Origin of the sequence: Pseudomonas sp. N-137 (genome assembly GCF_034555295.1) — a bacterium.
In the GTDB taxonomy this organism is placed as follows: Bacteria; Pseudomonadota; Gammaproteobacteria; order Pseudomonadales; family Pseudomonadaceae; genus Aquipseudomonas; species Aquipseudomonas rhizophila.
This window is the reverse complement of sequence record NZ_JAXUDQ010000030.1, coordinates 290,762-312,767: the sequence shown is the minus strand read 5'-3', so window position 1 is coordinate 312,767 and position 22,006 is coordinate 290,762. Positions and strand designations below refer to the sequence as shown.

At 59.9% G+C, this 22,006-nt stretch carries 19 protein-coding genes; 15 read left to right on the top strand and 4 right to left on the bottom strand.

Features of this window, described 5'->3' with window-relative positions; all coding sequences use genetic code 11:
• Window positions 1–88: 88 nt before the first annotated feature.
• Window positions 89–1,516, bottom strand: coding sequence for an arginine-ornithine antiporter (arcD, locus tag T3A99_RS22500; protein ID WP_047228375.1), 1,428 nt, complete (start codon window positions 1,514–1,516; stop codon window positions 89–91).
• A gap of 395 nt (window positions 1,517–1,911) precedes the next feature.
• Between arcD (T3A99_RS22500) and arcD (T3A99_RS22495) the strand changes: the two genes are divergently transcribed.
• The 6 genes from arcD (T3A99_RS22495) to T3A99_RS22470 all read left to right on the top strand — a co-directional run bounded on the left by arcD (T3A99_RS22495) (window position 1,912) and on the right by T3A99_RS22470 (window position 7,652).
• Entirely contained in the window at window positions 1,912–3,339 is a 1,428-nt protein-coding gene (arcD, locus tag T3A99_RS22495) for an arginine-ornithine antiporter (RefSeq protein ID WP_047228376.1), read from the top strand.
• Between the two features lie 31 nt (window positions 3,340–3,370).
• Entirely contained in the window at window positions 3,371–4,627 is a 1,257-nt protein-coding gene (gene arcA, locus T3A99_RS22490; protein WP_076386060.1) for an arginine deiminase, read from the top strand.
• A 71-nt stretch (window positions 4,628–4,698) separates the two neighbouring features.
• Window positions 4,699–5,709, top strand: a complete 1,011-nt coding sequence (locus T3A99_RS22485; RefSeq protein ID WP_047228378.1) for an ornithine carbamoyltransferase — start codon at window positions 4,699–4,701, stop codon at window positions 5,707–5,709.
• 180 nt (window positions 5,710–5,889) lie between these two features.
• A complete protein-coding gene (arcC, locus tag T3A99_RS22480) occupies window positions 5,890–6,819 on the top strand; it encodes a carbamate kinase (RefSeq protein WP_047228379.1) in 930 nt (309 codons plus the stop codon).
• A gap of 64 nt (window positions 6,820–6,883) precedes the next feature.
• The gene (locus T3A99_RS22475; protein WP_047228380.1) at window positions 6,884–7,243 is read left to right on the top strand and encodes a DUF5064 family protein; all 360 of its coding nucleotides are present in this window, start codon (window positions 6,884–6,886) and stop codon (window positions 7,241–7,243) included.
• 232 nt (window positions 7,244–7,475) lie between these two features.
• Window positions 7,476–7,652, top strand: coding sequence for a hypothetical protein (locus T3A99_RS22470; RefSeq protein ID WP_172833804.1), 177 nt, complete (start codon window positions 7,476–7,478; stop codon window positions 7,650–7,652).
• A 7-nt stretch (window positions 7,653–7,659) separates the two neighbouring features.
• On the opposite strand, the gene T3A99_RS22465 is transcribed toward T3A99_RS22470, so the two are convergent.
• Window positions 7,660–8,553, bottom strand: coding sequence for a helix-turn-helix domain-containing protein (locus tag T3A99_RS22465; protein ID WP_076386064.1), 894 nt, complete (start codon window positions 8,551–8,553; stop codon window positions 7,660–7,662).
• 163 nt (window positions 8,554–8,716) lie between these two features.
• Here T3A99_RS22465 and pobA point away from each other — a divergent pair, with 163 nt between their 5' ends.
• Both pobA and T3A99_RS22455 read left to right on the top strand, forming a co-directional pair.
• Entirely contained in the window at window positions 8,717–9,907 is a 1,191-nt protein-coding gene (gene pobA / locus T3A99_RS22460; RefSeq protein ID WP_322834816.1) for a 4-hydroxybenzoate 3-monooxygenase, read from the top strand.
• Between the two features lie 49 nt (window positions 9,908–9,956).
• Window positions 9,957–11,492, top strand: a complete 1,536-nt coding sequence (locus tag T3A99_RS22455; RefSeq protein ID WP_322834815.1) for an MDR family MFS transporter — start codon at window positions 9,957–9,959, stop codon at window positions 11,490–11,492.
• A 145-nt stretch (window positions 11,493–11,637) separates the two neighbouring features.
• Here T3A99_RS22455 and T3A99_RS22450 read toward each other — a convergent pair whose 3' ends face one another.
• The gene (locus T3A99_RS22450) at window positions 11,638–12,987 is read right to left on the bottom strand and encodes a spinster family MFS transporter (protein ID WP_047228383.1); all 1,350 of its coding nucleotides are present in this window, start codon (window positions 12,985–12,987) and stop codon (window positions 11,638–11,640) included.
• Window positions 12,988–13,351: 364 nt separating this feature from the next.
• Between T3A99_RS22450 and T3A99_RS22445 the strand changes: the two genes are divergently transcribed.
• Window positions 13,352–15,529: a hypothetical protein gene (locus T3A99_RS22445; protein WP_047228435.1), complete on the top strand. Its 2,178-nt coding sequence runs from the start codon at window positions 13,352–13,354 to the stop codon at window positions 15,527–15,529.
• Between the two features lie 297 nt (window positions 15,530–15,826).
• Here T3A99_RS22445 and T3A99_RS22440 read toward each other — a convergent pair whose 3' ends face one another.
• The gene (locus T3A99_RS22440; protein ID WP_047228384.1) at window positions 15,827–16,132 is read right to left on the bottom strand and encodes a DUF2288 domain-containing protein; all 306 of its coding nucleotides are present in this window, start codon (window positions 16,130–16,132) and stop codon (window positions 15,827–15,829) included.
• Between the two features lie 339 nt (window positions 16,133–16,471).
• Here T3A99_RS22440 and T3A99_RS22435 point away from each other — a divergent pair, with 339 nt between their 5' ends.
• The 6 genes from T3A99_RS22435 to T3A99_RS22410 all read left to right on the top strand — a co-directional run bounded on the left by T3A99_RS22435 (window position 16,472) and on the right by T3A99_RS22410 (window position 21,994).
• Window positions 16,472–17,599, top strand: coding sequence for a branched-chain amino acid ABC transporter substrate-binding protein (locus T3A99_RS22435; RefSeq protein ID WP_047228385.1), 1,128 nt, complete (start codon window positions 16,472–16,474; stop codon window positions 17,597–17,599).
• A gap of 229 nt (window positions 17,600–17,828) precedes the next feature.
• A complete protein-coding gene (gene livH / locus T3A99_RS22430) occupies window positions 17,829–18,752 on the top strand; it encodes a high-affinity branched-chain amino acid ABC transporter permease LivH (RefSeq protein WP_047228386.1) in 924 nt (307 codons plus the stop codon).
• Window positions 18,749–20,005: a high-affinity branched-chain amino acid ABC transporter permease LivM gene (locus T3A99_RS22425; RefSeq protein WP_076386070.1), complete on the top strand. Its 1,257-nt coding sequence runs from the start codon at window positions 18,749–18,751 to the stop codon at window positions 20,003–20,005. The genes livH and T3A99_RS22425 overlap by 4 nt, the downstream gene beginning before the upstream one ends.
• Complete coding sequence (gene livG / locus T3A99_RS22420; RefSeq protein ID WP_047228388.1) at window positions 20,002–20,769, top strand: high-affinity branched-chain amino acid ABC transporter ATP-binding protein LivG; 768 nt, start codon at window positions 20,002–20,004, stop codon at window positions 20,767–20,769. Before T3A99_RS22425 ends, livG begins: the two co-directional genes overlap by 4 nt.
• Window positions 20,770–21,471 carry an ABC transporter ATP-binding protein gene (locus T3A99_RS22415; RefSeq protein WP_047228389.1) on the top strand — a complete coding sequence of 234 codons (702 nt, stop codon included), beginning with the start codon at window positions 20,770–20,772 and terminating at the stop codon, window positions 21,469–21,471. It abuts the gene before it with no gap.
• A gap of 217 nt (window positions 21,472–21,688) precedes the next feature.
• Window positions 21,689–21,994 carry a DUF2282 domain-containing protein gene (locus tag T3A99_RS22410; protein ID WP_047228390.1) on the top strand — a complete coding sequence of 102 codons (306 nt, stop codon included), beginning with the start codon at window positions 21,689–21,691 and terminating at the stop codon, window positions 21,992–21,994.
• The last annotated feature ends 12 nt before the right edge of the window (window positions 21,995–22,006 follow it).

Sequence of the window (22,006 nt, the reverse complement as noted above, 5' to 3'; positions counted from 1 at the left end):
ACCGTCCGTTGTGGCGAGGGGATTTATGTGGGAGCAAGACTTGCTCCCACATAAATCCCTCAACGCCCCCAAAAAGCTGACCTTCGCCTCAAAGCGCCAAAAACCCACTGTACAACCCATAAGCCGCCATGCCCGCCCCGGCCATCACACAGGCAAAGACCCCCTTCTCAACGTGAGTGAACAAGGGCTGCCCCTGCTCTCGCTTGGCCTGGGCGAACAGGATCACCCCGGGCGCATACAACAGCGCCGACAACAGCAGGTATTTCACGCCACCGGCATACAACAACCACACCGCGTAGCACAGGGCAACGCCACCGATGCACAGGTCTTTCATGCGCCGAGCCGAGGCCTGTTCATAGGTTTCCCCACGGGCGCACAGCAGCACCGCATAGGCCGCCGACCACAGATACGGCACCAGAATCATCGACGAGGCGAGATAGATCAGGCTGGTGTAGGTACCGGCGGAAAACAGCGTGATCAACAAAAACAGCTGGATCATGCCATTGGTCAGCCACAGCGCATTGACCGGCGCATGGTTGGCGTTTTCCCTGGTCAGGAATGCCGGCATGGTCTTGTCCCGGGCGGTGGCGTAAAGAATTTCCGCGCACAACAACGCCCAGGACAGCAGCGCGCCGAGCAGTGACACCGCCAGTCCCACACTGATCAGCAACGCGCCCCACGGCCCGACGATATGCTCCAGGACGCCGGCCAAGGATGGGTTTTGCAACTGCGCCAGTTCAGGCTGGCTCATGACCCCCAGGGACAGCACATTCACCAGCACCAGCAACGCCAACACCCCGAGGAATCCGATCACTGTCGCACGCCCTACGTCCGCGCGTTTTTCTGCCCGCGCCGAATACACACTGGCGCCTTCGATACCGATGAACACGAACACCGTGACCAGCATCATGTGCCGGACCTGGTCCATCACACTGCCCAGGTCCGGGCTCAGTGTGCCCCAGATATCGCGGGTGAAAATCTCGGCCTCGAAGGCCACCCCGGCCATTACAACGAACATCAACAGCGGCACGATCTTGGCCACGGTGGTCACCAGGTTGATGAACGCCGCTTCTCTGATGCCCCGCAGCACCAGGAAATGCACCGCCCACAGCAGCAACGATGCACAGCCGATGGCCACCGGCGTATTGCCTTGGCCGAACACCGGGAAGAAATAGCCCAAGGTACTGAACAGCAGCACGAAGTAACCGACGTTGCCCATCCAGGCGCTGATCCAGTACCCCCAGGCGGACGAAAAACCCATGTAGTCACCGAACCCGGCCTTGGCATAGGCATACACGCCCGAGTCCAGTTCCGGCTTGCGATTGGCCAGGGTCTGGAACACAAAGGCCAGGGTCAGCATGCCGACGGCGGTAATGGCCCAGCCAATGAGCACCGCTCCGACATCCGCCCGAGCCGCCATGTTTTGCGGCAGGGAAAAGATCCCTCCACCGATCATCGACCCCACCACCAATGCGATCAGGGCGCCGAGGGGTAACTTTTCGATGGGCTGCGGCATGTTCTCTCACTATTTAAATAAGTAAATAAAGCGACATAACGTTTTTGAATAACGCCATCCACGAAAAGTCCAAATACTTATGGACCGACCATTGTCCAATGGCATCAATTAAAAAGTCCATGTGGCAAGATTATTTTTGTCATGTCAGCAGCCTACAAAATAGTTGCGACTCATTGAAAATCAACTAGCGTGAATAATCCCGAGGGAAGGAAACTTTATATTCCCCTGCCGAACGCCCCATAGAGTGGGCCTTTCGCGCAACTACAGACGCCTACGGACGCCGTTAACGCCTTCATTAACAATGGAATGTTGTTATGCACTGATCCAGATCAGCTATTCAACTTTCAAATCGACTTAGTCTGTTGATTCTCTTCTCCTGCGCTGGAGTCTCGCAAATGTCTGATACCCCCGCAAAACTTCGATTGGGTGCACTGGTCGCCCTGGTCGTCGGTTCGATGATCGGCGGCGGAATCTTTTCCTTGCCGCAAAATATGGCGGCCAGTGCCGATGTCGGCGCCGTGCTGATCGGCTGGGCCATTACCGCCGTCGGCATGCTGACCCTGGCTTTCGTATTCCAGACCCTGGCCAACCGTAAACCCGATCTGGACGGGGGTGTATATGCCTATGCCAAGGCCGGGTTCGGTGACTACATGGGCTTCTCGTCGGCCTGGGGTTACTGGATCAGCGCCTGGCTGGGCAACGTCGGTTACTTCGTGCTGTTGTTCAGCACCCTGGGCTACTTCTTCCCGGTGTTTGGCGAGGGTAATACCGTCGCGGCGGTGATCGGTGCATCAGTGCTGCTCTGGGCGGTGCATTGGCTGGTCCTGCGGGGCATCAGAGAAGCGGCGTTCATCAACTTGGTGACCACCATCGCCAAGGTGGTGCCGCTGTTGCTGTTCGTGCTGATCGCGGTGTTCGCCTTCAGGCTCGATATCTTCACCGCCGATATCTGGGGCTTGAAGAACCCGGACCTGGGCAGCGTGATGAATCAGGTGCGCAACATGATGCTGGTCACCGTGTGGGTGTTCATCGGCATTGAAGGGGCAAGCATATTTTCCGCCCGTGCCGAGAAACGCACAGACGTAGGCAAGGCGACCGTGATCGGTTTCATCACCGTGCTGCTGTTCCTGGTACTGGTGAACGTGCTGTCCCTGGGCATCATGACCCAGCCTGAACTTGCAAAGTTGCAGAACCCGTCCATGGCCGCCGTGCTGGAGCACGTCGTCGGCCATTGGGGCGCGGTACTGATCAGCGTCGGCCTGATCATCTCGCTGCTCGGTGCCCTGCTGTCCTGGGTGCTGCTGTGCGCCGAGATCATGTTCGCCGCGGCCAAGGACCACACCATGCCCGAGTTCCTGCGCCGGGAGAACGCCAACCACGTACCGGCCAACGCCCTGTGGCTGACCAATGCGATGGTCCAGCTGTTCCTGATCATCACTTTGTTCTCGGCCAGCACTTACCTGTCACTGATCTACCTCGCCACCTCGATGATCCTGGTGCCCTACCTGTGGTCGGCGGCTTACGCCGTGCTGTTGGCGGTACGCGGCGAGACCTACGAAAACGCCCTGGCCGACCGCCGCAAGGATCTGACCGTGGCGGCTATCGCCCTGATCTACGCGGTGTGGCTGCTGTATGCCGGCGGGATCAAATACCTGCTGCTCTCCGCCCTGCTCTACGCCCCCGGCGCGATCCTGTTCGCCAAGGCCAAGCGCGAGCTGGGCAAACCGATTTTCACCTCTGTCGAGAAGCTGATTTTCGCCGCAGTGATCGCAGGCGCCCTGGTGGCCGCCTATGGGCTCTACGACGGCTTCCTGACCTTGTAGCTGGCTGATTGTCTTAACTGGAGGATTTGTAATGACCACGGAAAAAGTGAAATACGGCGTTCATTCCGAAGCCGGTAAATTACGTAAAGTCATGGTGTGTTCCCCAGGCCTGGCCCATCAGCGGCTGACCCCGAACAACTGCGACGAGCTGCTTTTCGACGACGTGATCTGGGTCAACCAGGCCAAGCGCGATCATTTCGATTTCGTCACCAAGATGCGCGAGCGTGACATCGACGTGCTGGAAATGCACAACCTGCTGACCGACATCGTCGCCATCCCCGAAGCCCTGGACTGGATCCTGCAGCGCAAGATCACCGCCAACTCGGTGGGCCTGGGCCTGGTGAATGAAGTCGGTTCCTGGCTGCGCAGCCTGGAGCCACGCCATATCGCCGAATTCCTGATCGGCGGCGTCTCGGCCGATGACCTGCCGGACAGCTTCGGCGGCAAAACCATCCAGATGTTCCGCGACTTTCTCGGGCACTCAAGTTTCATCCTGCCGCCGCTGCCCAACACCCAGTTCACCCGCGACACCACTTGCTGGATCTATGGCGGCGTGACGCTGAACCCGATGTACTGGCCGGCACGCCGCCAGGAAACCCTGCTGGCGAGCGCCATCTACAAGTTCCACCCGGAGTTCACCCAGGCCGACTTCCAGATCTGGTACGGCGACCCGGACCAGGATCACGGCAACGCGACCCTCGAAGGCGGCGACGTGATGCCCATTGGCAACGGCGTCGTGCTGATTGGCATGGGCGAACGCTCGTCGCGCCAGGCCATCGGTCAACTGGCGCTGAACCTGTTCAAGCACAAGGCCGTGGAACGGGTGATCGTCGCCGGCTTGCCGAAATCCCGCGCCGCCATGCACCTGGACACCGTGTTCAGCTTCTGCGATCGCGACCTGGTGACGGTTTTCCCGGAAGTGGTGAGCCAGATCGTCGCCTTCTCCCTGCGCCCAGACGAGAGCAAGCCCGGCGGCATCGATGTACGTCGCGAAGAAGGCAGCTTCCTCGACACCGTCGCCGCGGCCCTCAAGCTGCCGGCGCTGCGGGTGGTGGAAACCGGCGGCAACAGCTTTGCCGCCGAACGCGAACAATGGGATGACGGCAATAACGTGGTGGCCCTGGAACCGGGCGTGGTGATCGGCTACGACCGCAACACCTACACCAACACCCTGCTGCGCAAGGCCGGGGTGGAAGTCATTACCATCAGCGCCAGCGAACTGGGCCGCGGCCGGGGCGGTGGTCACTGCATGACCTGCCCGATCATTCGCGACCCGATCGACTACTGACCTTTGAGCCTGGGCCGGTATTTACCCAATACCGGCCCAGGGGATAACCGAAACCCAAGGAGATCCAAATCATGGCTTTCAACATGCGCAACCGCAGCCTGCTGAGCTTGATGCACCACACCAACCGCGAACTGCACTATCTGCTGGACCTGTCCCGCGACCTCAAGCGTGCCAAGTACACCGGCACCGAACAACCGCACCTCAAGGGCAAGAACATCGCGCTGATCTTCGAGAAAACCTCGACCCGCACCCGCTGCGCCTTCGAAGTCGCGGCCCATGACCAGGGTGCCCACGTCACCTACATCGACCCGGTGTCGTCGCAGATCGGCCACAAGGAAAGCATGAAAGACACCGCCCGGGTGCTGGGACGGATGTTCGACGCCATCGAGTATCGCGGCTTCGAGCAGGAGATCGTCGAGGAGCTGGCCAAATTCGCCGGCGTGCCGGTGTTCAACGGCCTGACCGCTGAATTCCACCCCACTCAAATGATCGCCGACACCCTGACCATGCGCGAGCACAGCGACAAGCCGCTGCACGACATCAGTTACGCCTACTTGGGCGATGCCCGCTATAACATGGGCAATTCGCTGCTGATGATCGGCGCCAAACTGGGCATGGACGTACGCATCGGTGCGCCAAAGGCCCTGTGGCCGCACCAGGATTTCATCGACCAGTGCCAGGCCTTCGCCGCCGAAAGCGGCGCACGCATCACCATCACCGAGGACCCGAAGGAAGCCGTCAAGGGTGTGGACTTCATCCACACTGACATCTGGGTCTCCATGGGCGAGCCGGTGGAAGCCTGGGACGAGCGCATCGAGCAACTGCTGCCCTACCAGGTCAACGCGCAAATGATGAAGGCCTCGGGCAACCCGCGGGTGAAATTCATGCACTGCCTGCCGGCGTTCCATAACAGCGAAACCAAGGTCGGCAAGGACATCGCCGCGCGCTATCCGAACCTGGCCAACGGCGTGGAAGTGACCGAGGAGGTGTTCGAATCCCCGGCCAACATCGCCTTCGAGCAAGCGGAAAACCGCATGCATACCATCAAGGCGATCCTGGTGTCGGCGCTGGCGGATATCTAGAACCTCAGGCAACTCGCGCGTTCTGGAGCAGAACTGTGGGAGCAAGGCTTGCCCGCGATGCAGACACCTGGGTGTAGCTGATGGACCAGGCGATGCCATCGCGGGCAAGCCATGCTCCCACAGGCCAGCTCCCACAAGGGGGCCGAGTCGTCCATTATTTCTCTGTCAGAGGACAGCATTATGCGCATCGTCGTAGCCCTGGGCGGCAACGCCCTTCTGCGTCGGGGTGAACCCATGACCGCCGACAACCAACGCAGCAACATCCGCACGGCGACCGAACAGATCGCCAAAATCCACCCCGGCAACGAGCTGGTCATCGCCCACGGCAATGGCCCCCAGGTCGGCCTGTTGTCGCTGCAGGCCGCGGCCTACACCTCGGTCTCGCCGTATCCGCTGGACGTGCTCGGCGCCGAGACCGAGGGCATGATCGGTTACATCATCGAACAGGAACTGGGCAACCTGCTGGACTTCGAAGTGCCGTTCGCCACGTTGTTGACCCAGGTCGAAGTGGACGCCAACGACCCAGGCTTCCAGAACCCCACCAAGCCCATTGGCCCGGTCTACACAAAGGCTGAGGCGGAAAAACTCGCGGCTGAAAAAGGCTGGTCCATCGCCCCGGATGGTGACAAGTTCCGCCGCGTGGTCGCCAGCCCTCGCCCCAAGCGCATCTTCGAAATCCGCCCGATCAAGTGGCTGCTGGAAAAAGGCAGCATCGTGATCTGCGCTGGCGGGGGTGGTATCCCGACGATGTACGACGCCGACGGCAAGCTACGGGGCGTGGAAGCGGTGATCGACAAAGACTTGTGCTCGGCGCTGCTGGCTGAACAACTGGAAAGCGATCTGTTGGTGATTGCCACCGATGTCAACGCCGCGTTCGTCGATTTCGGCAAGCCGACCCAGAAAGCCATTGCCCAGGCCCACCCCGATGAAATGGACAAGCTGGGGTTCGCCGCCGGTTCCATGGGGCCGAAAGTCCAGGCCGCCTGCGAATTTGCCCGCAACACTGGCAAGGTCGCGGTGATCGGCTCACTCTCGGACATCGAAGCGATCGTCCAAGGCACCGCCGGCACCCGCATCAGCACGGCCCAACTTGGCATCGCTTATCGATAACAGGAAACTTGCGGGGCAGATTCACGGTCTGCCCTACACCCACGCCTTCGAAGGAGAGTCGTTTATGGCCATGTTCGAACCCGGTCACCTGCACATGGAACGCCATGCACTGAACAAGGATGATTTCAGCTATAACCTGTGCATCGACTATAAGGTCGACCAGAACAAAAAAGAGGGCACGGGCATGTCGTTCCGGGTGCATGGCACCGTTGAAGACAAGCCTGTGGACGAAGAATTTTTCCTGGCCAAGGACCAAGCCTTCGACTTCGCCCGCCATGCCACGCGCATCGCCCAGAAATACGGCCTGCCCAAGACCGCCAGCATCGGCTCGATGCACAAGTACTACGACGAGATGTTCGAAGACGTACGCAAGCAACTGGACGTCAAGCCGGGCGACCCGATGAAGCCTGAACACCTGGAGTAACCTGGTTCAAAGCCCCCCAATTCCCGGTGGGAGCGAGCCTGCTCGCGATAGCGGTGCAACAGTCAACATCAATGGGGGCTGACCCACCGCATTCGCGAGCAAGCCCGCTCCCACAAAGGGTTATCAGCGTCCTGAATATCGGTTACATCAAACCACTGACTGGCTGGCAACCCGCTACGGCTGACCTATGCTGAAAGTAGTACCCACGGGTATTCGTTCAGAGGTCATCGCCATGAACATTAAAACAAGAAGACGCCTCGCCATTTTTATCACCTGCACCGCCACGCTTGCGCTGTATGGCACGGCGGCCTATCGGGTCGAACAGACTAGGCAGTTGCCGCGTGAATACGCCAGTTGCAACTTCGAACGCTGCATTCCTCACACCGCGACCCTGAACGCCTTGCGCTGAGGCGTGTTCAGTCGTCCGGTTGATCGGTCTTGAGCCGGTCCCGGAATGCCTTGGGAGAGATGCCAACCCGCCGGCGAAACAACCGGGTGAAATTGGTCGGGTCGGAAAAGCCGAGCATTTCAGAGATCTCGTAGATGGTCATGCCGGTGTAGGTCAGCAGCCGTTTGGCCTCCAGCAGTTGGCGCTCATGCATGATCTGCAGGGCCGGCTGCCCCGCCAGTTCCCGACAGGTGCCGTTGAGGTGCGACACGGAGATGCCCAGACGATGGGCCAGGTCTTCGACCTTGACATGCTGGCGATAGGTTTCTTCCACCAACTGAATGAACCCGTTGAGGTACTCCCGCGCGCGTTGTGGGCGCTGGGCCTGCGTGCGCCGCTGCATCACCTGACGACTGACCCAGACCATGATCACGCTGACCAAGGCATGCATCAGCATTTCCCGGGCCGGCTGATGCCCACCGTATTCAGCCTGCAGGGCGCTGAACAGGCTATTGAGGTACTCGGCATCTTCCAGGGCCGGGTAGCTTTCGGCCTGGGCCAGCACGTTGACCGAATGACCCAGCTGCGATTGCAGGTGCGTCACCAGCGGTGCGGCCAGGGTCACCACGTAACCCTGCACATCCTCGGAAAAACGGAAGCCATGCACCGACAACGGCGGCAGGATCTGCACCGCCGGCTCGTCGAGCTGTGTGCGCTGGCCTTCGATTTCCAGCTCCGCCTGGCCCTTGAAGACAAACAACAACTGACAGAGATCGGCGTGCCGATGGGGTTTGATCTCCCATTGGTGCTCTCGGCTGCGCTTGGAAATGGTTTCACAGTGCAGCAGGTCCGGAGTCGGCCAATCCTGGCTCTCGCCGTAGAGCTTGAATACCGGGATTGAAGGCAGGTCTGTTTTTTTCATCACGAGGATCGGCCTGGGTTGCGGGCGATAATCGCACCGATTGGTAGAAAGTACAGGTATCGGCTCAGTTTTCCCCTTCAATTGACAGGTCCGCAAGCGAAAAATGCAAGCACCCCAATCAACACCGACCCTGGTCAGGTGCTTCGTGCGAGTCATAACAACAATGAAAACCCTCAAGACCCAAGTTGCCATTATCGGTGCCGGCCCTTCTGGGCTGCTGCTCGGCCAGTTGTTGCACAACGCTGGAATTGACACGGTGATCCTCGAACGCCAGACCCCGGACTATGTGCTGAGCCGCATCCGCGCCGGTGTGCTGGAGCAAGGCATGGCCCAATTACTGCGCCAGGCCGGCGTCGGTCAGCGCATGGACGCCGAGGGATTGCCCCATGACGGCTTTGAGCTGGCGCTCAACGGTCGTCGGGTGCACATCGATCTGAAGGGGCTGACCGGCGGTAAAAACGTCATGATCTACGGCCAGACCGAAGTCACCCGCGACCTGATGGCCGCCCGAGAAGCCGCCGGCGCCCGCACGCTTTATCAGGTCGGCAATGCCCAGCCCCACGACATGCAGACCGACACCCCCTTCGTGACCTTCGAGCACCAAGGGCAAACCTGGCGCCTGGACTGCGACTACATTGCCGGTTGTGACGGTTTCCATGGTGTGGCGCGCCAGTCGATCCCCGCGGAAAAACTCAAGGTCTTCGAGCGGGTCTACCCGTTTGGCTGGCTCGGCATCCTGGCCGACACCCCACCGGTTCACGAGGAGTTGGTCTACGCCCGTCACGAACGCGGTTTTGCCCTGTGCAGCATGCGTTCCAAGACTCGCACCCGTTATTACCTGCAAGTGCCCGCCGAGGAGCAAGTGGCCGATTGGCCGGACGAGCGCTTCTGGTCTGAACTGAAAAACCGCCTGCCAGCCGACCTGGCCCAAGCCCTGGTGACAGGTCCCTCCATCGAGAAAAGCATCGCGCCGCTGCGCAGCTTCGTGGTCGAGCCAATGCAGTATGGACGGATGTTCCTGGTGGGGGACGCGGCCCACATCGTTCCGCCCACCGGCGCCAAGGGGCTGAACCTGGCGGCCAGCGACGTCAGCACGCTGTTCAACATTCTGCTCAAGGTCTATCGCGACGGCCGTACGGACTTGCTGGAAAAATATTCCGCCATTTGCCTGCGACGGGTGTGGAAAGCCGAGCGTTTCTCCTGGTGGATGACGTCCATGCTGCACCGCTTCGACGACGACGCCTTCAACCAGCGCATCAGCGAAGCGGAGCTGGAATATTTCGTCGACTCCGAGGCGGGTCGAAAAACCATCGCGGAAAACTACGTCGGACTTCCTTACGAGGCTATCGAATAGCCGGCTAACGACTTAAACTGCGGGCAGTCCTATTCGCCCCCCAGGCGTGATGCCCGCAGGTTCTGCCTTGACTCAACTCCATACCTCCCAAGCCCCACAGCCTGCCATCCGTAGTGTGCTGGTGGCCCTGATGCTGGCGATTTTTCTCGGCGCACTGGATCAAACCATCGTTGCCGTCTCGATGCCGGCCATTTCCGCCCAATTGGGTGATGTCGGCCTGCTGGCCTGGGTGATTTCCGGCTACATGGTCGCCATGACCGTGGCGGTGCCGATCTACGGCAAGCTCGGTGACCTCTACGGTCGGCGGCCGTTGATGCTGTTCGGCATGGGGCTGTTCACCCTCGCCTCACTGTTCTGCGGGCTGGCGCAAAACATGGAGCAACTGGTGCTGGCGCGCATTTTCCAGGGCATCGGCGCCGGCGGGATGATCTCGGTGAGCCAGGCGATCATCGGCGACATCGTGCCGCCCCGCGAACGTGGCCGTTATCAGGGCTATTTCAGCAGCATGTATGCGCTGGCCAGTGTGGCGGGGCCGGTATTGGGCGGCTACATGACCGAGTACCTGTCGTGGCGCTGGGTGTTCCTGATCAACCTGCCCTTGGGCCTGGGGGCCTGGCTGATTGCCCGGCGCACCCTCGTCGGGTTGCCGGTGCCGCACCGTAAGCCAATCATCGATTACCTGGGCACCGTGCTGTTGATCATCGGCCTGACCGCGCTGCTGCTGGGCATCACCGAGGTTGGCCAGGGCCACGCCTGGCACAGCAGAGAGGTACTGGGGCTGCTGGGTTGCGCCGTGGTGGCATTGTCAGTGTTCATCTGGCAGGAGCGCCGGGCTCGGGAACCGTTGTTACCGATGCACCTGTTCGTCAACCGCAACGCCGTGTTGTGCTGGTGCACGGTGTTTTTCACCAGTTTCCAGGCGATTTCCCTGACCGTGCTGGTGCCGTTGCGCTATCAGAGCGTGACCGGGGCTGGCGCCGACAGCGCAGCGTTGCACTTGTTGCCGCTGGCGATGGGGTTGCCCATGGGGGCGTATTTCGCCGGACGCCGTACCTCGATCACTGGCCACTACCAACCGATGATCCTCAGCGGCGCCCTGCTCTTCCCGTTTGCGATCCTCGGCATGGCCTTCACCCCGCCCGACGCGTTCTGGCTCAGCAGCCTGTTCATGCTGCTCAGCGGTATCGCTTCCGGCATGCAGTTCCCGACTTCGCTGGTGGGGTCGCAAAACTCGGTGCAACAGCAGGACATCGGGGTCGCCACCAGCACCACCAATCTGTTCCGCTCCCTCGGCGGCGCCGTGGGCGTGGCGCTGATGTCGGCGTTGCTGCTGGCTTTGCTGCAGGACTCAAGCGTTGCCCAACTCGCCGGTTCGTCGCCGTTGGGTGAAGGGCATTCCGGCAATGTTTTGCTGGATGGCTTGAACGCTGCCCCCGGCGAAGCACAACACGCCTTGCGTCAGCAATTGCAGACGACGTTCCGGCATTTGTTGCTGATCAGCGCCGCGGTGTCGTTGTTGGGGCTGGCGGCGGCAGTGGCGATGCCCAATCGCGTGTTGCGTGGGCGGGATGACAAGGCGCGCTAGTCAGAATGCACAAATAACCTGTGGTGGGAGATCTGTGGGAGCAAAGCTTGCTCGCGAAACAGGCGCCTCGGTTTTCTGAACGACCGCATCGCCTTCATCGCGGGCAAGCCTTGCTCCCACACAAGCCTTGCTCCCGCAGATGCTATCAAGCCGGCGCCACTACTCCCTCCAGCGGCGCCACCGCGCTCATCCCATCCTTCATCCGCTTGGCATCGCGCACGAAACAGCGCGACGCCAGGAACAGGAACACCATGGTCAGGAACAGCGCCACCGGAATCAGGAACATCGCGTCATGCAAACCAATGGCCTTGAACGCCTCGGTCATCTGCGAGGCGCCGGTCGCGGCCATGGCCGCATGGGCAAAGTAGTCAGACAAGCCGCCTACCACCACCGGCCCCATGCCGCCACCCAACAGATACAACCCGGCAAAGAACAACGCCATCGCCGTGGCCCGCAGACGCGGTTCGACTACGTCCTGGATCGCCGTGTATACGCACGTATAAAAGGTATAGGCAAACAGCCAGCCGACACTGAACACCGCAACGAACACACCAATTTCAATCCGCCCGGCATACAACGCCCAAGCGGTGGTGGCCGTGGAGATCACCAGGCTGAACGCGGCGAATAGCAGGCGTCCGTTGGGCACCCGTTGATGAATCTTGTCGGCAATCCAGCCGCCCAGGGTCAACCCGAACAGCCCGGTCACGCCCACCATGATCCCGGTGGCAACCGCCGCGTCGTGCAGCGGCATCAGGAAATAGCGCTGTAACATGGGTACCAGGAACGAGTTGCAGGCATAGGTGGCGAAGTTGAAACACAGCCCCGCCAACACCAGCCACAGAAAAGTAGGAATCGCCAGCACCCGACGGATTGGCTTGTCGATTTTTTCCTGGGAGATCTGCACCGCTTCCGCCGCGCCGCGCTTGGGCTCCTTGATGAAAAACATAAACACCGCCAGCACCAGCCCCGGCACCGCCGCGATAAAGAACGGCGCGCGCCAGCTGTCGAAGGCCTTGACCATCGCCCCGATGGTGAAGAACGCCAGCAGCAAACCGATAGGCAGGCCCAGCATGAAGATGCCCATGGCCCGCGCCCGACGGTGGGCCGGAAACAGGTCGCCGATCAGCGAGTTGGCCGCTGGCGCGTAACTGGCTTCGCCGATCCCTACGCCCATGCGTACCACCAGAAACGCCCAGAAACTGCCCACCAAGCCATTGACCGCCGTCAGCCCGCTCCAGGTCGCCAGGCCCCAACCCATCAATTTGCTGCGCGAACCGGTATCGGCCATGCGCCCCAGCGGCAGCCCGGCGATGGCGTAAACGATGGTGAAGGCGGTGCCGATGATGCCGATCTGGAAGTCGCTGAGGCTCCACTCCATACGGATCGGCTCGATGATGATCGCCGGGATGGTGCGGTCAAAGAAGTTGAACAGGTTGGCCAGGAACAGCAGGAACAGAATGCGCCAGGCATTCGCCGCTTGGGTCGAGTTCTGCATGGGTCCGTCTCTTTATTGTTATGGGGCACGGCGAGGCATCCGAACCCGGAGTCTGCAATCTAGACAGCGGCGCGCAGGCTGTCTCCAATCATTCGCATGACTGATACCCGGCCATGGCGGGCGGCGTGTTTAGTGACTATGGTCAATTCCCTGAAGCAATTGACATCATTTTGCCTTATTTCGACTAAAGATCGCCTTCTGATGGCCGATTCAACCTATCAGGAAAGATTTTCCCGAGCGCTGCTCAGGCTGCCCCCCCTGAACGCTTGGGCCGACCTTCGCGCCGTCAAGGACGCGAGCTCCCATCCGCGATGGTTTGATGACAGTGGTCATCGAACCGACCAGTTCAGGCATATGGCGCACAATGACCTCTAAAAAAACAGCCACTGCAGTATCCGATCTTACGTTGAGCCCGGCCGCCAACGGTCCTGAAACCCCGAAGCCGCCGAGGCGCTCACGTTCCCTGTCGACTCAGCAGTATCTGTATTTCACCGAAACCAACACCGACCGCATCCTCGACAACCTCGACGGCCTGCGTGACAGCGTGTTCCCGCGCCCGCCGCACCTGGTGGACGACGAAAGCGAACGCGATCAGCAGGAGTTCCCGTCCGTATGCCTGATCGGCCTGGGTCGCTGTGGCTCCAACATCGCCCTGGACGTAGCCGAGCTGGTGTACAACGCCCGCAAGTTCTACCTCAACGAGTTCAATGCCGAAGACAAGGGCTACAGCGACAAGGGTTACAGCCCGGCGCAGTGGATCCGCAACAATTTGCGCCTGGGCACCAGCAAGGTGAGCAAGCCGGTGTTTTTGGTCGAGCCGTTGGTGATGCTCGGCGACCTGGACAAGGACATCGCCGGACGCATCCGTTTTTCGCGCAAAGGCGAAAAAAGCGGCTTTTTGCGCGACTACAGCAAAATGAAAATCATGGACCTGTCGGAAGTCCATGCCGGGGGCGCCGGTAACGCGCCGATCCTGGGCCAGTACCTGGCCAAGATCATCCTGAACAAGGACACCCAGCGTTTCTCCAGCCCCGACTGGAAAATGATCCACTCGTACCTGATCGACAGCTGCGGCATCAAGGCCAACCAGTCGCGCCTGTACTTCTCGATCTTCAGTGCCGGTGGCGGTACCGGTTCGGGCATGGCCTCGGAGTTCGGCCTGGCTCAGCAGTACTCGTACATGAACAAGACGTTCGACACCAAGCCGATGGACGAACACGACAGCAAGAGCGGTCATTCCTTCGTCTTCGAGCCGATCTTCACCAGCGGCATTTGCGTACTGCCGAACATTTCCGATCACCGCAGCGAAATGTCCGAGGCGCTGCACATCAACGCCGGACGCCTGCTGTGCAAGTACCTGTCGGAAGAATGGGATTTCTCGTACAACTTCGCCAACGAAGACAGCAGCGAAGCCAGCGTGATGGGCCGCATCCGCCCCTGGAACGCGATGATGCTGATCTCCAACGACATCATGCGCTACGCCGAAGAGAGCGATGACGGCAACATCCAGAACATCGATGTCAATGCCATGGAGAAGCACGCCAACCAGTACATCTCCCAGCAGATCTTCAACATCCTGACCGCCCAGGCGGTGACCACCGACTACGACCAGAACTACTTCCGTCGTGCCGGCATCGACATTGGCGAAACCATTCGCCTGGACGCCAACGACCTGTTCATGAGCCTGGCCGGCCCGGTGGCGATTGCCTACGCCGAGTCCGTCGTTCCGGAAACCCCAGCGCCCAGCGGCGACAAGTTCAAGGTGTTCGAGAAGGAGCCGCCGCGCCTGAACATCGACGACCTGTTCTTCCGCTCCATCGACCTGCCGCACTTCAACAAAGTCACCCAGGCCATCGAAGGCATCAGCCTGTTGCCGATCGAATCCAAGCGCTACCGCGCCTCGCTGGAGCAGTACAAGAATTCCGGCTACGACGCCGCGGCCCTGCATGACCTGCACTTCTTCAAGAACTGCTCGTCGGTGGTGTCGATCGTCTCGTTGCCCAAGGACTACAAGCTGTCCTACATGGACCTGAACCGGCTCAAGACCCACCTCAACAGCCTGTTCCCCAACACCACCCTCAAGCGTTACGCGCTGGTGATCGGTGCCTCGGCCAACCTGTCGCTGACCACCCTGATCGCCAAGAGCCCCTGCCTGTCGGATGACTTCCTGACCCTGATCGTGGCGTTCATCAAGCGCTGTTTTGCCCGCACCCCGTATCGCTTCGATGACACCCTGGACAACTCGATCCTGGACTTCATCATCAACGAAGACTTCGACGAAGAGCGCATCGACGATCTGCTCAACGAGTTCGAAAACCCGGCGAAGATCCTCGACACCAACTGGTACGCGATCAAGCCGATGTACGAGAAGAAATACCGCGAGCTGATCAGCGACAAAGACAAGTTTGTCTCGATCAATGACATCCGCCTGTCCCGCGACTGCGTGAAAAAGGCGATCAAGTATTTGCGTGAGATCTACCGTCACCGCATCGGCAAGACCAAGGTTATTTCCCTGAATAACCATACGGGCAAGACTTATTGAGGCAGGCGCAGGACCGCGTCGCGCCAATCGCGAGCAGGCTCGCTCCCACATTAATCGCGTTCTTTCTGAGAAACGCGGTTCACTGTGGGAGCGAGCCTGCTCGCGATTGGCGGCCTTGACCAAAACACAAAATCAACATTCAGAAACAATTAAGCAGCCCAACGGCTGCCCAATAAACTGTTCCCGTTACGTATACGTCACCCTCCGCTGTGGCGTTTCACCACGGCAGGATGCCATCACGCTACTCACCTACACACTTTTACTCCGCAGAAAATACGAACCAACTTGGTGCAGGCATCAAACCGATGCCCTTTCCTGGACCATAATCCACGGTGAAACCACCACCGCCCATAGCTGCGGATCGCGTTCGAAAAAGTCCAGCGCCCGCGTTTCAGACAGCTTGGCCAACTGGTCGGCAGCCAGCCAGGCGGCGACTTTGGTACCTTCGTCCTGGGCAACGGCCTCGGCCGCGGCGATCAGATCCAGGGCCGGGTCGACCCACAATAGGGCACCCTTGGCAAAGAACGGCTCCAGCTCCTTCCAGGTGATGGATGCGGTTTCACCAAGCAGTTTGGCATAGAGGGTGCTAGGTTCTTGATTCATGGGAGCTGTCCGGAAAAGAAATCGGCGCGAATGATAACGTCGGTGGTCTGGCAGAAAAACCCGGTAGCAATTGGAGTACCGATTGGAAAGCGCAGGAAAGCCAGGGATTGCCGATTTGTCCGGACGAACCCCGCCGCCATTCTGTCTTTTTCTTTCAATTAAGCGACACCCTCAGGTTTTGCCCCCAAGCGCCAGCTTCCCTTGCCAACAATCGGCGCTCTACACTGTACCGGTACAGTTGCCGGGGGCATTTTCCGCGAGGATATCCAAGATATCTGACCCGGTTCTGCTGCTTCGGCGCCAGGACTATAAAAACTACAACAGCATGAGTGGAGCACTATGACTAAGGCTACTAAGCAGATTTCCAAACTGTTTGCCGCTATGGTTCTGGCCGGGGTTGCCAGCCATTCGTTCGCCGCCGACACCATCAAGATCGGCATCGCCGGCCCAAAGACCGGCCCCGTAGCCCAGTACGGCGACATGCAATTCAGTGGCTCCAAAATGGCCATCGAGCAGATCAACGCCAAGGGCGGCGTCAACGGCAAGCAACTGGTTGCCGTTGAATACGATGACGCCTGTGATCCAAAACAAGCGGTCGCGGTGGCGAACAAAGTCGTCAACGACGGCGTCAAGTTCGTGGTCGGCCACCTGTGCTCCAGCTCCACCCAACCGGCTTCGGACATCTATGAAGACGAAGGCGTGATCATGATCACGCCAGCCGCTACCAGCCCGGACATCACCGCTCGCGGCTACAAGATGATCTTCCGCACCATCGGCCTGGACAGCGCCCAGGGCCCTGCCGCCGGTAACTACATTGCCGACCACGTCAAGCCGAAAGTCGTTGCGGTCCTGCACGACAAGCAGCAATACGGCGAAGGTATCGCCAGTGCCGTGAAAACGACCCTTGAGAAGAAAGGCGTGAAAGTCGCCGTGTTCGAAGGCGTGAACGCCGGCGACAAAGACTTCTCCTCGATGATCGCCAAGCTCAAGCAAGCCAACGTCGACTTCGTCTACTACGGCGGCTACCACCCGGAGCTGGGCCTGATCCTGCGTCAATCCCAGGAAAAAGGCCTGAACGCCAAGTTCATGGGTCCGGAAGGCGTGGGTAACGACTCGATCTCGCAGATCGCCAAGGAAGCTTCCGAAGGTTTGCTGGTGACCCTGCCGAAATCCTTCGACCAGGATCCGGCCAACATCGCCCTGGCTGACGCGTTCAAAGCCAAGAAGGAAGACCCGAGCGGTCCGTTCGTGTTCCCGTCCTACTCGGCCGTTCAAGTGATTGCCCAGGCCATCACCGAAACCAAGAGCGAAGACCCGGAAAAAGTGGCTGAAGCCATCCACGCCGGTACTTTCAAGACTCCGACCGGTGACCTGAGCTTCGACGACAAGGGCGACCTGAAGGACTTCAAGTTTGTGGTTTACCAGTGGCATTTCGGCAAACCTAAAACCGAAGCTTCGCCTCAGTAAGGCCTGGCCTGACTGACTGCCAATAAAGCCCACGGCGTGCCGTGGGCTTTGTTTTAAATGTATTGGGCCGCGCTGGCGTGATCCGCCAGTCTCCCCACCTGAAAATCTCAAAACCGTCATCAGCGGTTCGCTGGCAAACCTCGTGCTCGAAGTGGATGCAGATCCACGGGGCCGGGCGGGAAAATGACTCCACCAGTGAAATGCGTATCAGGTTTTTAGGAGCGCTGTAATGCCTGACATCTATCACTTCTTCCAACAGCTGGTTAACGGCCTGACCGTTGGCAGCACGTATGCCCTGATCGCCATCGGCTATACGATGGTTTACGGCATCATTGGAATGATCAACTTCGCCCACGGCGAGGTGTACATGATCGGCTCCTACGTGGCGTTCATCGCCATCGCCGGGCTGGCCATGATGGGACTCGACAGTGTCCCGCTGTTAATGACCGCGGCGTTCATCGCGAGCATCGTGGTGACCAGTTCCTATGGCTACAGCATCGAACGGATCGCCTACCGCCCCTTGCGCGGCAGCAACCGTCTGATCCCGCTGATTTCGGCCATCGGCATGTCGATCTTCCTGCAGAACACCGTTCTGCTGTCGCAAGACTCCAAGGACAAATCCATTCCCAACCTGATTCCGGGTAACTTTACCTTCGGGCCAGGGGGGGCACAGGAAGTGCTGATTTCCTACATGCAAATCGTGGTGTTCGTGGTGACCCTGGTCGCCATGCTCGGCCTGACGCTGTTCATCTCCCGTTCCCGCCTGGGCCGCGCCTGCCGCGCCTGCGCCGAGGACATCAAGATGGCCAACCTGCTGGGCATCAACACCAACAACATCATTGCCCTGACCTTCGTCATCGGCGCGGCCCTGGCGGCCATCGCCGCCGTGCTGTTGAGCATGCAATACGGTGTGATCAACCCCAACGCCGGTTTCCTCGTGGGCCTGAAGGCCTTCACCGCCGCGGTACTGGGCGGCATCGGCAGCATCCCCGGAGCCATGCTCGGCGGGCTGGTGCTGGGCGTGGCGGAAGCCTTTGGTGCCGACATCTTCGGCGATCAATACAAGGACGTCGTAGCGTTCGGCTTGTTGGTTCTGGTGCTGCTGTTCCGGCCGACCGGCATCCTGGGCCGTCCGGAGGTTGAGAAGGTATGACTAAACATCTTAAATCGGCGCTCTTCAGCGCGCTGTTGGTCTGGGCGGTCGCGTACCCGGTACTCGGCCTGAAACTGACCATCGTGGGCATCGATCTTGAAGTGCACGGCACCAGCCCCGCCATCCTGGCGACCATCGCCGTGTGTTCGGTGCTGATGTTCCTGCGGGTGCTGTTCAGCACGCAGATCAGCGCCGCCTGGAAGGCCTCGCCCGGCCTGCCGATAGTCCCGGCCAAGGCCAGCAACTTCCTGACCCTGCCGACTACCCAGCGCTGGATCATCCTGGCCCTGATCGTCATCGCGTTGGTCTGGCCGTTTTTCGGCTCTCGCGGTGCGGTGGACATCGCCACCCTGATCCTGATCTACGTGATGCTGGGCCTGGGCCTGAACATCGTGGTAGGGCTGGCCGGTCTGCTGGACCTGGGTTACGTCGGCTTCTATGCCGTCGGCGCCTACAGCTACGCGCTGCTGTCCCATTACTTCGGCTTGAGCTTCTGGATCTGCCTGCCAATTGCCGGGATGATGGCCGCCACCTTCGGTTTCCTGCTGGGTTTCCCGGTGCTGCGCTTGCGCGGTGACTACCTGGCAATCGTGACCCTGGGTTTCGGCGAGATCATCCGTCTGTTCCTGCGCAACCTGACCGACATCACCGGTGGCCCGAACGGCATCAGCAATATCGAGAAACCGACGTTCTTCGGCCTGACCTTCGAACGCAAAGCCGCCGAAGGCCTGCAGACCTTCCACGAGTACTTCGGACTGCCCTACAACTCGATCAACAAGGTGATTTTCCTCTACCTGGTTGCGCTGTTGCTGGCCCTGGCTGCGCTGTTCGTCATCAACCGCCTGCTTCGCATGCCTATCGGCCGTGCGTGGGAAGCGCTGCGTGAAGACGAGATCGCCTGCCGTGCCCTGGGTCTGAACCCGACCGTGATCAAGCTTTCGGCTTTCACCCTCGGTGCCGCCTTCGCCGGTTTCGCCGGTAGCTTCTTTGCTGCCCGTCAGGGTCTGGTGACGCCGGAATCCTTCACCTTCATCGAGTCGGCGATCATCCTCGCCATCGTGGTGCTGGGCGGGATGGGCTCGCAGCTGGGTGTGATCCTGGCGGCAATCGTGATGATCCTGTTGCCTGAAATGATGCGTGAATTCAGCGAATACCGCATGTTGATGTTCGGCGCCTTGATGGTGCTGATGATGATCTGGCGTCCTCAAGGTCTGCTGCCTATGCAACGCCCGCACATGGAGCTGCGCAAATGAGCCGCGAGATCCTGAAAGTCGAAAACTTGAGCATGCGCTTCGGCGGCTTGCTGGCGGTCAATGGCGTGGCCCTGACCGTGAAAGAGAAACAGGTCGTTGCATTGATCGGGCCGAACGGCGCGGGCAAGACCACCGTGTTCAACTGCCTGACCGGCTTCTATCAGCCTACCGGCGGCACGATCCTGCTGGACGGCGAGCCGATCCAGGGCCTGCCTGGTCACCACATCGCCCGCAAGGGTGTGGTGCGCACCTTCCAGAACGTGCGGCTGTTCAAGGACATGACGGCGGTCGAGAACCTGTTGATCGCCCAGCATCGCCACCTGAACACCAACTTCTTTGCCGGTCTGTTCAAGACCCCGGCGTTCCGCAAGAGCGAACGCGAGGCCATGGAGTTCGCCGAGTACTGGCTGGAGAAGGTCAATCTCAAGGAGTTCGCCAACCGTACCGCCGGCACCCTGGCCTACGGCCAGCAACGGCGCCTGGAAATCGCCCGCTGCATGATGACCCGCCCGCGGATCCTCATGCTCGACGAACCGGCCGCCGGCCTGAACCCGAAGGAAACCGAAGACCTCAAAGCGCTGATCGGCGTGCTGCGCGAGGAGCACGATGTCACCGTGTTGCTGATCGAGCACGACATGAAGCTGGTCATGAGCATTTCCGACCATATCGTCGTGATCAACCAGGGCACGCCGCTGGCCGACGGTTCGCCGGAACAGATCCGCGACAATCCTGAAGTGATCAAAGCCTACCTGGGGGAAGCGTAAATGCTGCAGTTCGAAAACGTTTCCACCTTCTATGGCAAGATCCAGGCCCTGCACAGCGTCAACGTCGAAGTCCGCCAGGGCGAAATCGTGACGCTGATCGGTGCCAACGGTGCCGGCAAATCCACCCTGCTGATGACGCTCTGCGGTTCGCCCCAAGCCCACAGTGGCAGCATCCGCTACATGGGTGAGGAACTGGTGGGCCAGGACTCTTCGCAAATCATGCGCAAGAGCATCGCCGTGGTGCCGGAAGGCCGTCGGGTATTTGCCCGACTGACCGTGGAAGAAAACCTCGCCATGGGCGGTTTTTTCACCGAAAAGGGTGATTTTCAGGAGCAAATGGACAAGGTGCTGCACCTTTTCCCCCGCCTGAAAGAACGCTTTAGCCAGCGCGGCGGCACCATGTCCGGCGGCGAACAGCAAATGCTCGCCATCGGCCGTGCGCTGATGAGCAAGCCCAAGTTGTTGCTGCTCGACGAACCGTCCCTGGGCCTGGCGCCGATCATCATCCAGCAGATCTTCGACATCATCGAACAACTGCGCAAGGATGGCGTGACGGTATTCCTGGTGGAGCAGAACGCCAACCAGGCGCTGAAAATCGCTGACCGGGCTTACGTGCTGGAGAACGGCCGCGTGGTGATGCAAGGCACGGGTGAGGCGCTGCTGACCGACCCGAAAGTACGCGAGGCGTATCTGGGCGGTTGAGTCTGTTGCTGCATGAGAAAACGGCCTTCGGGCCGTTTTTTTTTGCCCAGTTCTCAAGTGAATGCTGTTGTGGCGAGGGGATTTATCCCCTCGCCACAATGGATTTCGAAACAAACAAAAAAAATCGAGAACCTGCTGTAACGCATTCCTCCACCCCCTCTCTAGTTCAACAGACCGGCGCTAACGCCGGTTCATTTCCTGAAACTGGAGAATCATCATGACTGCTTCGACCCGCACCCTGTCCGCCGCCGCCCTGGCCCTGGCACTTGGCTCTGCCTTGAGCATGACAGGCGTCTCGACTGTCCATGCCGCCGACGACACCATGGAAAAATGCTTCGGTGTCGCTCTCAAAGGCAAGAACGACTGCGCCGCCGGCGCTGGCACCACCTGTGCCGGCACCGCGAAAATGGACTATCAGGCCAACGCCTGGAAATCGGTCCCCAAGGGCACCTGCACCACCCTCAAAAGCGAAACCTCGCCCACCGGCTTCGGCCAGCTTGAAGCCTATAAAGCCAAGTCCTGATCGCATCGCCTG

Excerpts from the sequence above, each read along its gene's own strand:
- T3A99_RS22470 (WP_172833804.1), top strand. The coding sequence starts at position 7,476 with ATGAACATTAAAACAAGAAGACGCCTCGCCATTTTTATCACCTGCACC.
- T3A99_RS22440 (WP_047228384.1), bottom strand. The coding sequence starts at position 16,132 with ATGAATCAAGAACCTAGCACCCTCTATGCCAAACTGCTTGGTGAAACC.
- arcC (WP_047228379.1), top strand. The coding sequence starts at position 5,890 with ATGCGCATCGTCGTAGCCCTGGGCGGCAACGCCCTTCTGCGTCGGGGT.
- pobA (WP_322834816.1), top strand. The coding sequence starts at position 8,717 with ATGAAAACCCTCAAGACCCAAGTTGCCATTATCGGTGCCGGCCCTTCT.
- arcD (WP_047228376.1), top strand. The coding sequence starts at position 1,912 with ATGTCTGATACCCCCGCAAAACTTCGATTGGGTGCACTGGTCGCCCTG.
- T3A99_RS22445 (WP_047228435.1), top strand. The coding sequence starts at position 13,352 with ATGACCTCTAAAAAAACAGCCACTGCAGTATCCGATCTTACGTTGAGC.
- T3A99_RS22475 (WP_047228380.1), top strand. The coding sequence starts at position 6,884 with ATGGCCATGTTCGAACCCGGTCACCTGCACATGGAACGCCATGCACTG.
- T3A99_RS22410 (WP_047228390.1), top strand. The coding sequence starts at position 21,689 with ATGACTGCTTCGACCCGCACCCTGTCCGCCGCCGCCCTGGCCCTGGCA.
- T3A99_RS22435 (WP_047228385.1), top strand. The coding sequence starts at position 16,472 with ATGACTAAGGCTACTAAGCAGATTTCCAAACTGTTTGCCGCTATGGTT.
- arcD (WP_047228375.1), bottom strand. The coding sequence starts at position 1,516 with ATGCCGCAGCCCATCGAAAAGTTACCCCTCGGCGCCCTGATCGCATTG.
- T3A99_RS22455 (WP_322834815.1), top strand. The coding sequence starts at position 9,957 with ATGCCCGCAGGTTCTGCCTTGACTCAACTCCATACCTCCCAAGCCCCA.
- T3A99_RS22415 (WP_047228389.1), top strand. The coding sequence starts at position 20,770 with ATGCTGCAGTTCGAAAACGTTTCCACCTTCTATGGCAAGATCCAGGCC.
- arcA (WP_076386060.1), top strand. The coding sequence starts at position 3,371 with ATGACCACGGAAAAAGTGAAATACGGCGTTCATTCCGAAGCCGGTAAA.
- T3A99_RS22450 (WP_047228383.1), bottom strand. The coding sequence starts at position 12,987 with ATGCAGAACTCGACCCAAGCGGCGAATGCCTGGCGCATTCTGTTCCTG.
- T3A99_RS22425 (WP_076386070.1), top strand. The coding sequence starts at position 18,749 with ATGACTAAACATCTTAAATCGGCGCTCTTCAGCGCGCTGTTGGTCTGG.
- livG (WP_047228388.1), top strand. The coding sequence starts at position 20,002 with ATGAGCCGCGAGATCCTGAAAGTCGAAAACTTGAGCATGCGCTTCGGC.
- T3A99_RS22465 (WP_076386064.1), bottom strand. The coding sequence starts at position 8,553 with ATGAAAAAAACAGACCTGCCTTCAATCCCGGTATTCAAGCTCTACGGC.
- livH (WP_047228386.1), top strand. The coding sequence starts at position 17,829 with ATGCCTGACATCTATCACTTCTTCCAACAGCTGGTTAACGGCCTGACC.
- T3A99_RS22485 (WP_047228378.1), top strand. The coding sequence starts at position 4,699 with ATGGCTTTCAACATGCGCAACCGCAGCCTGCTGAGCTTGATGCACCAC.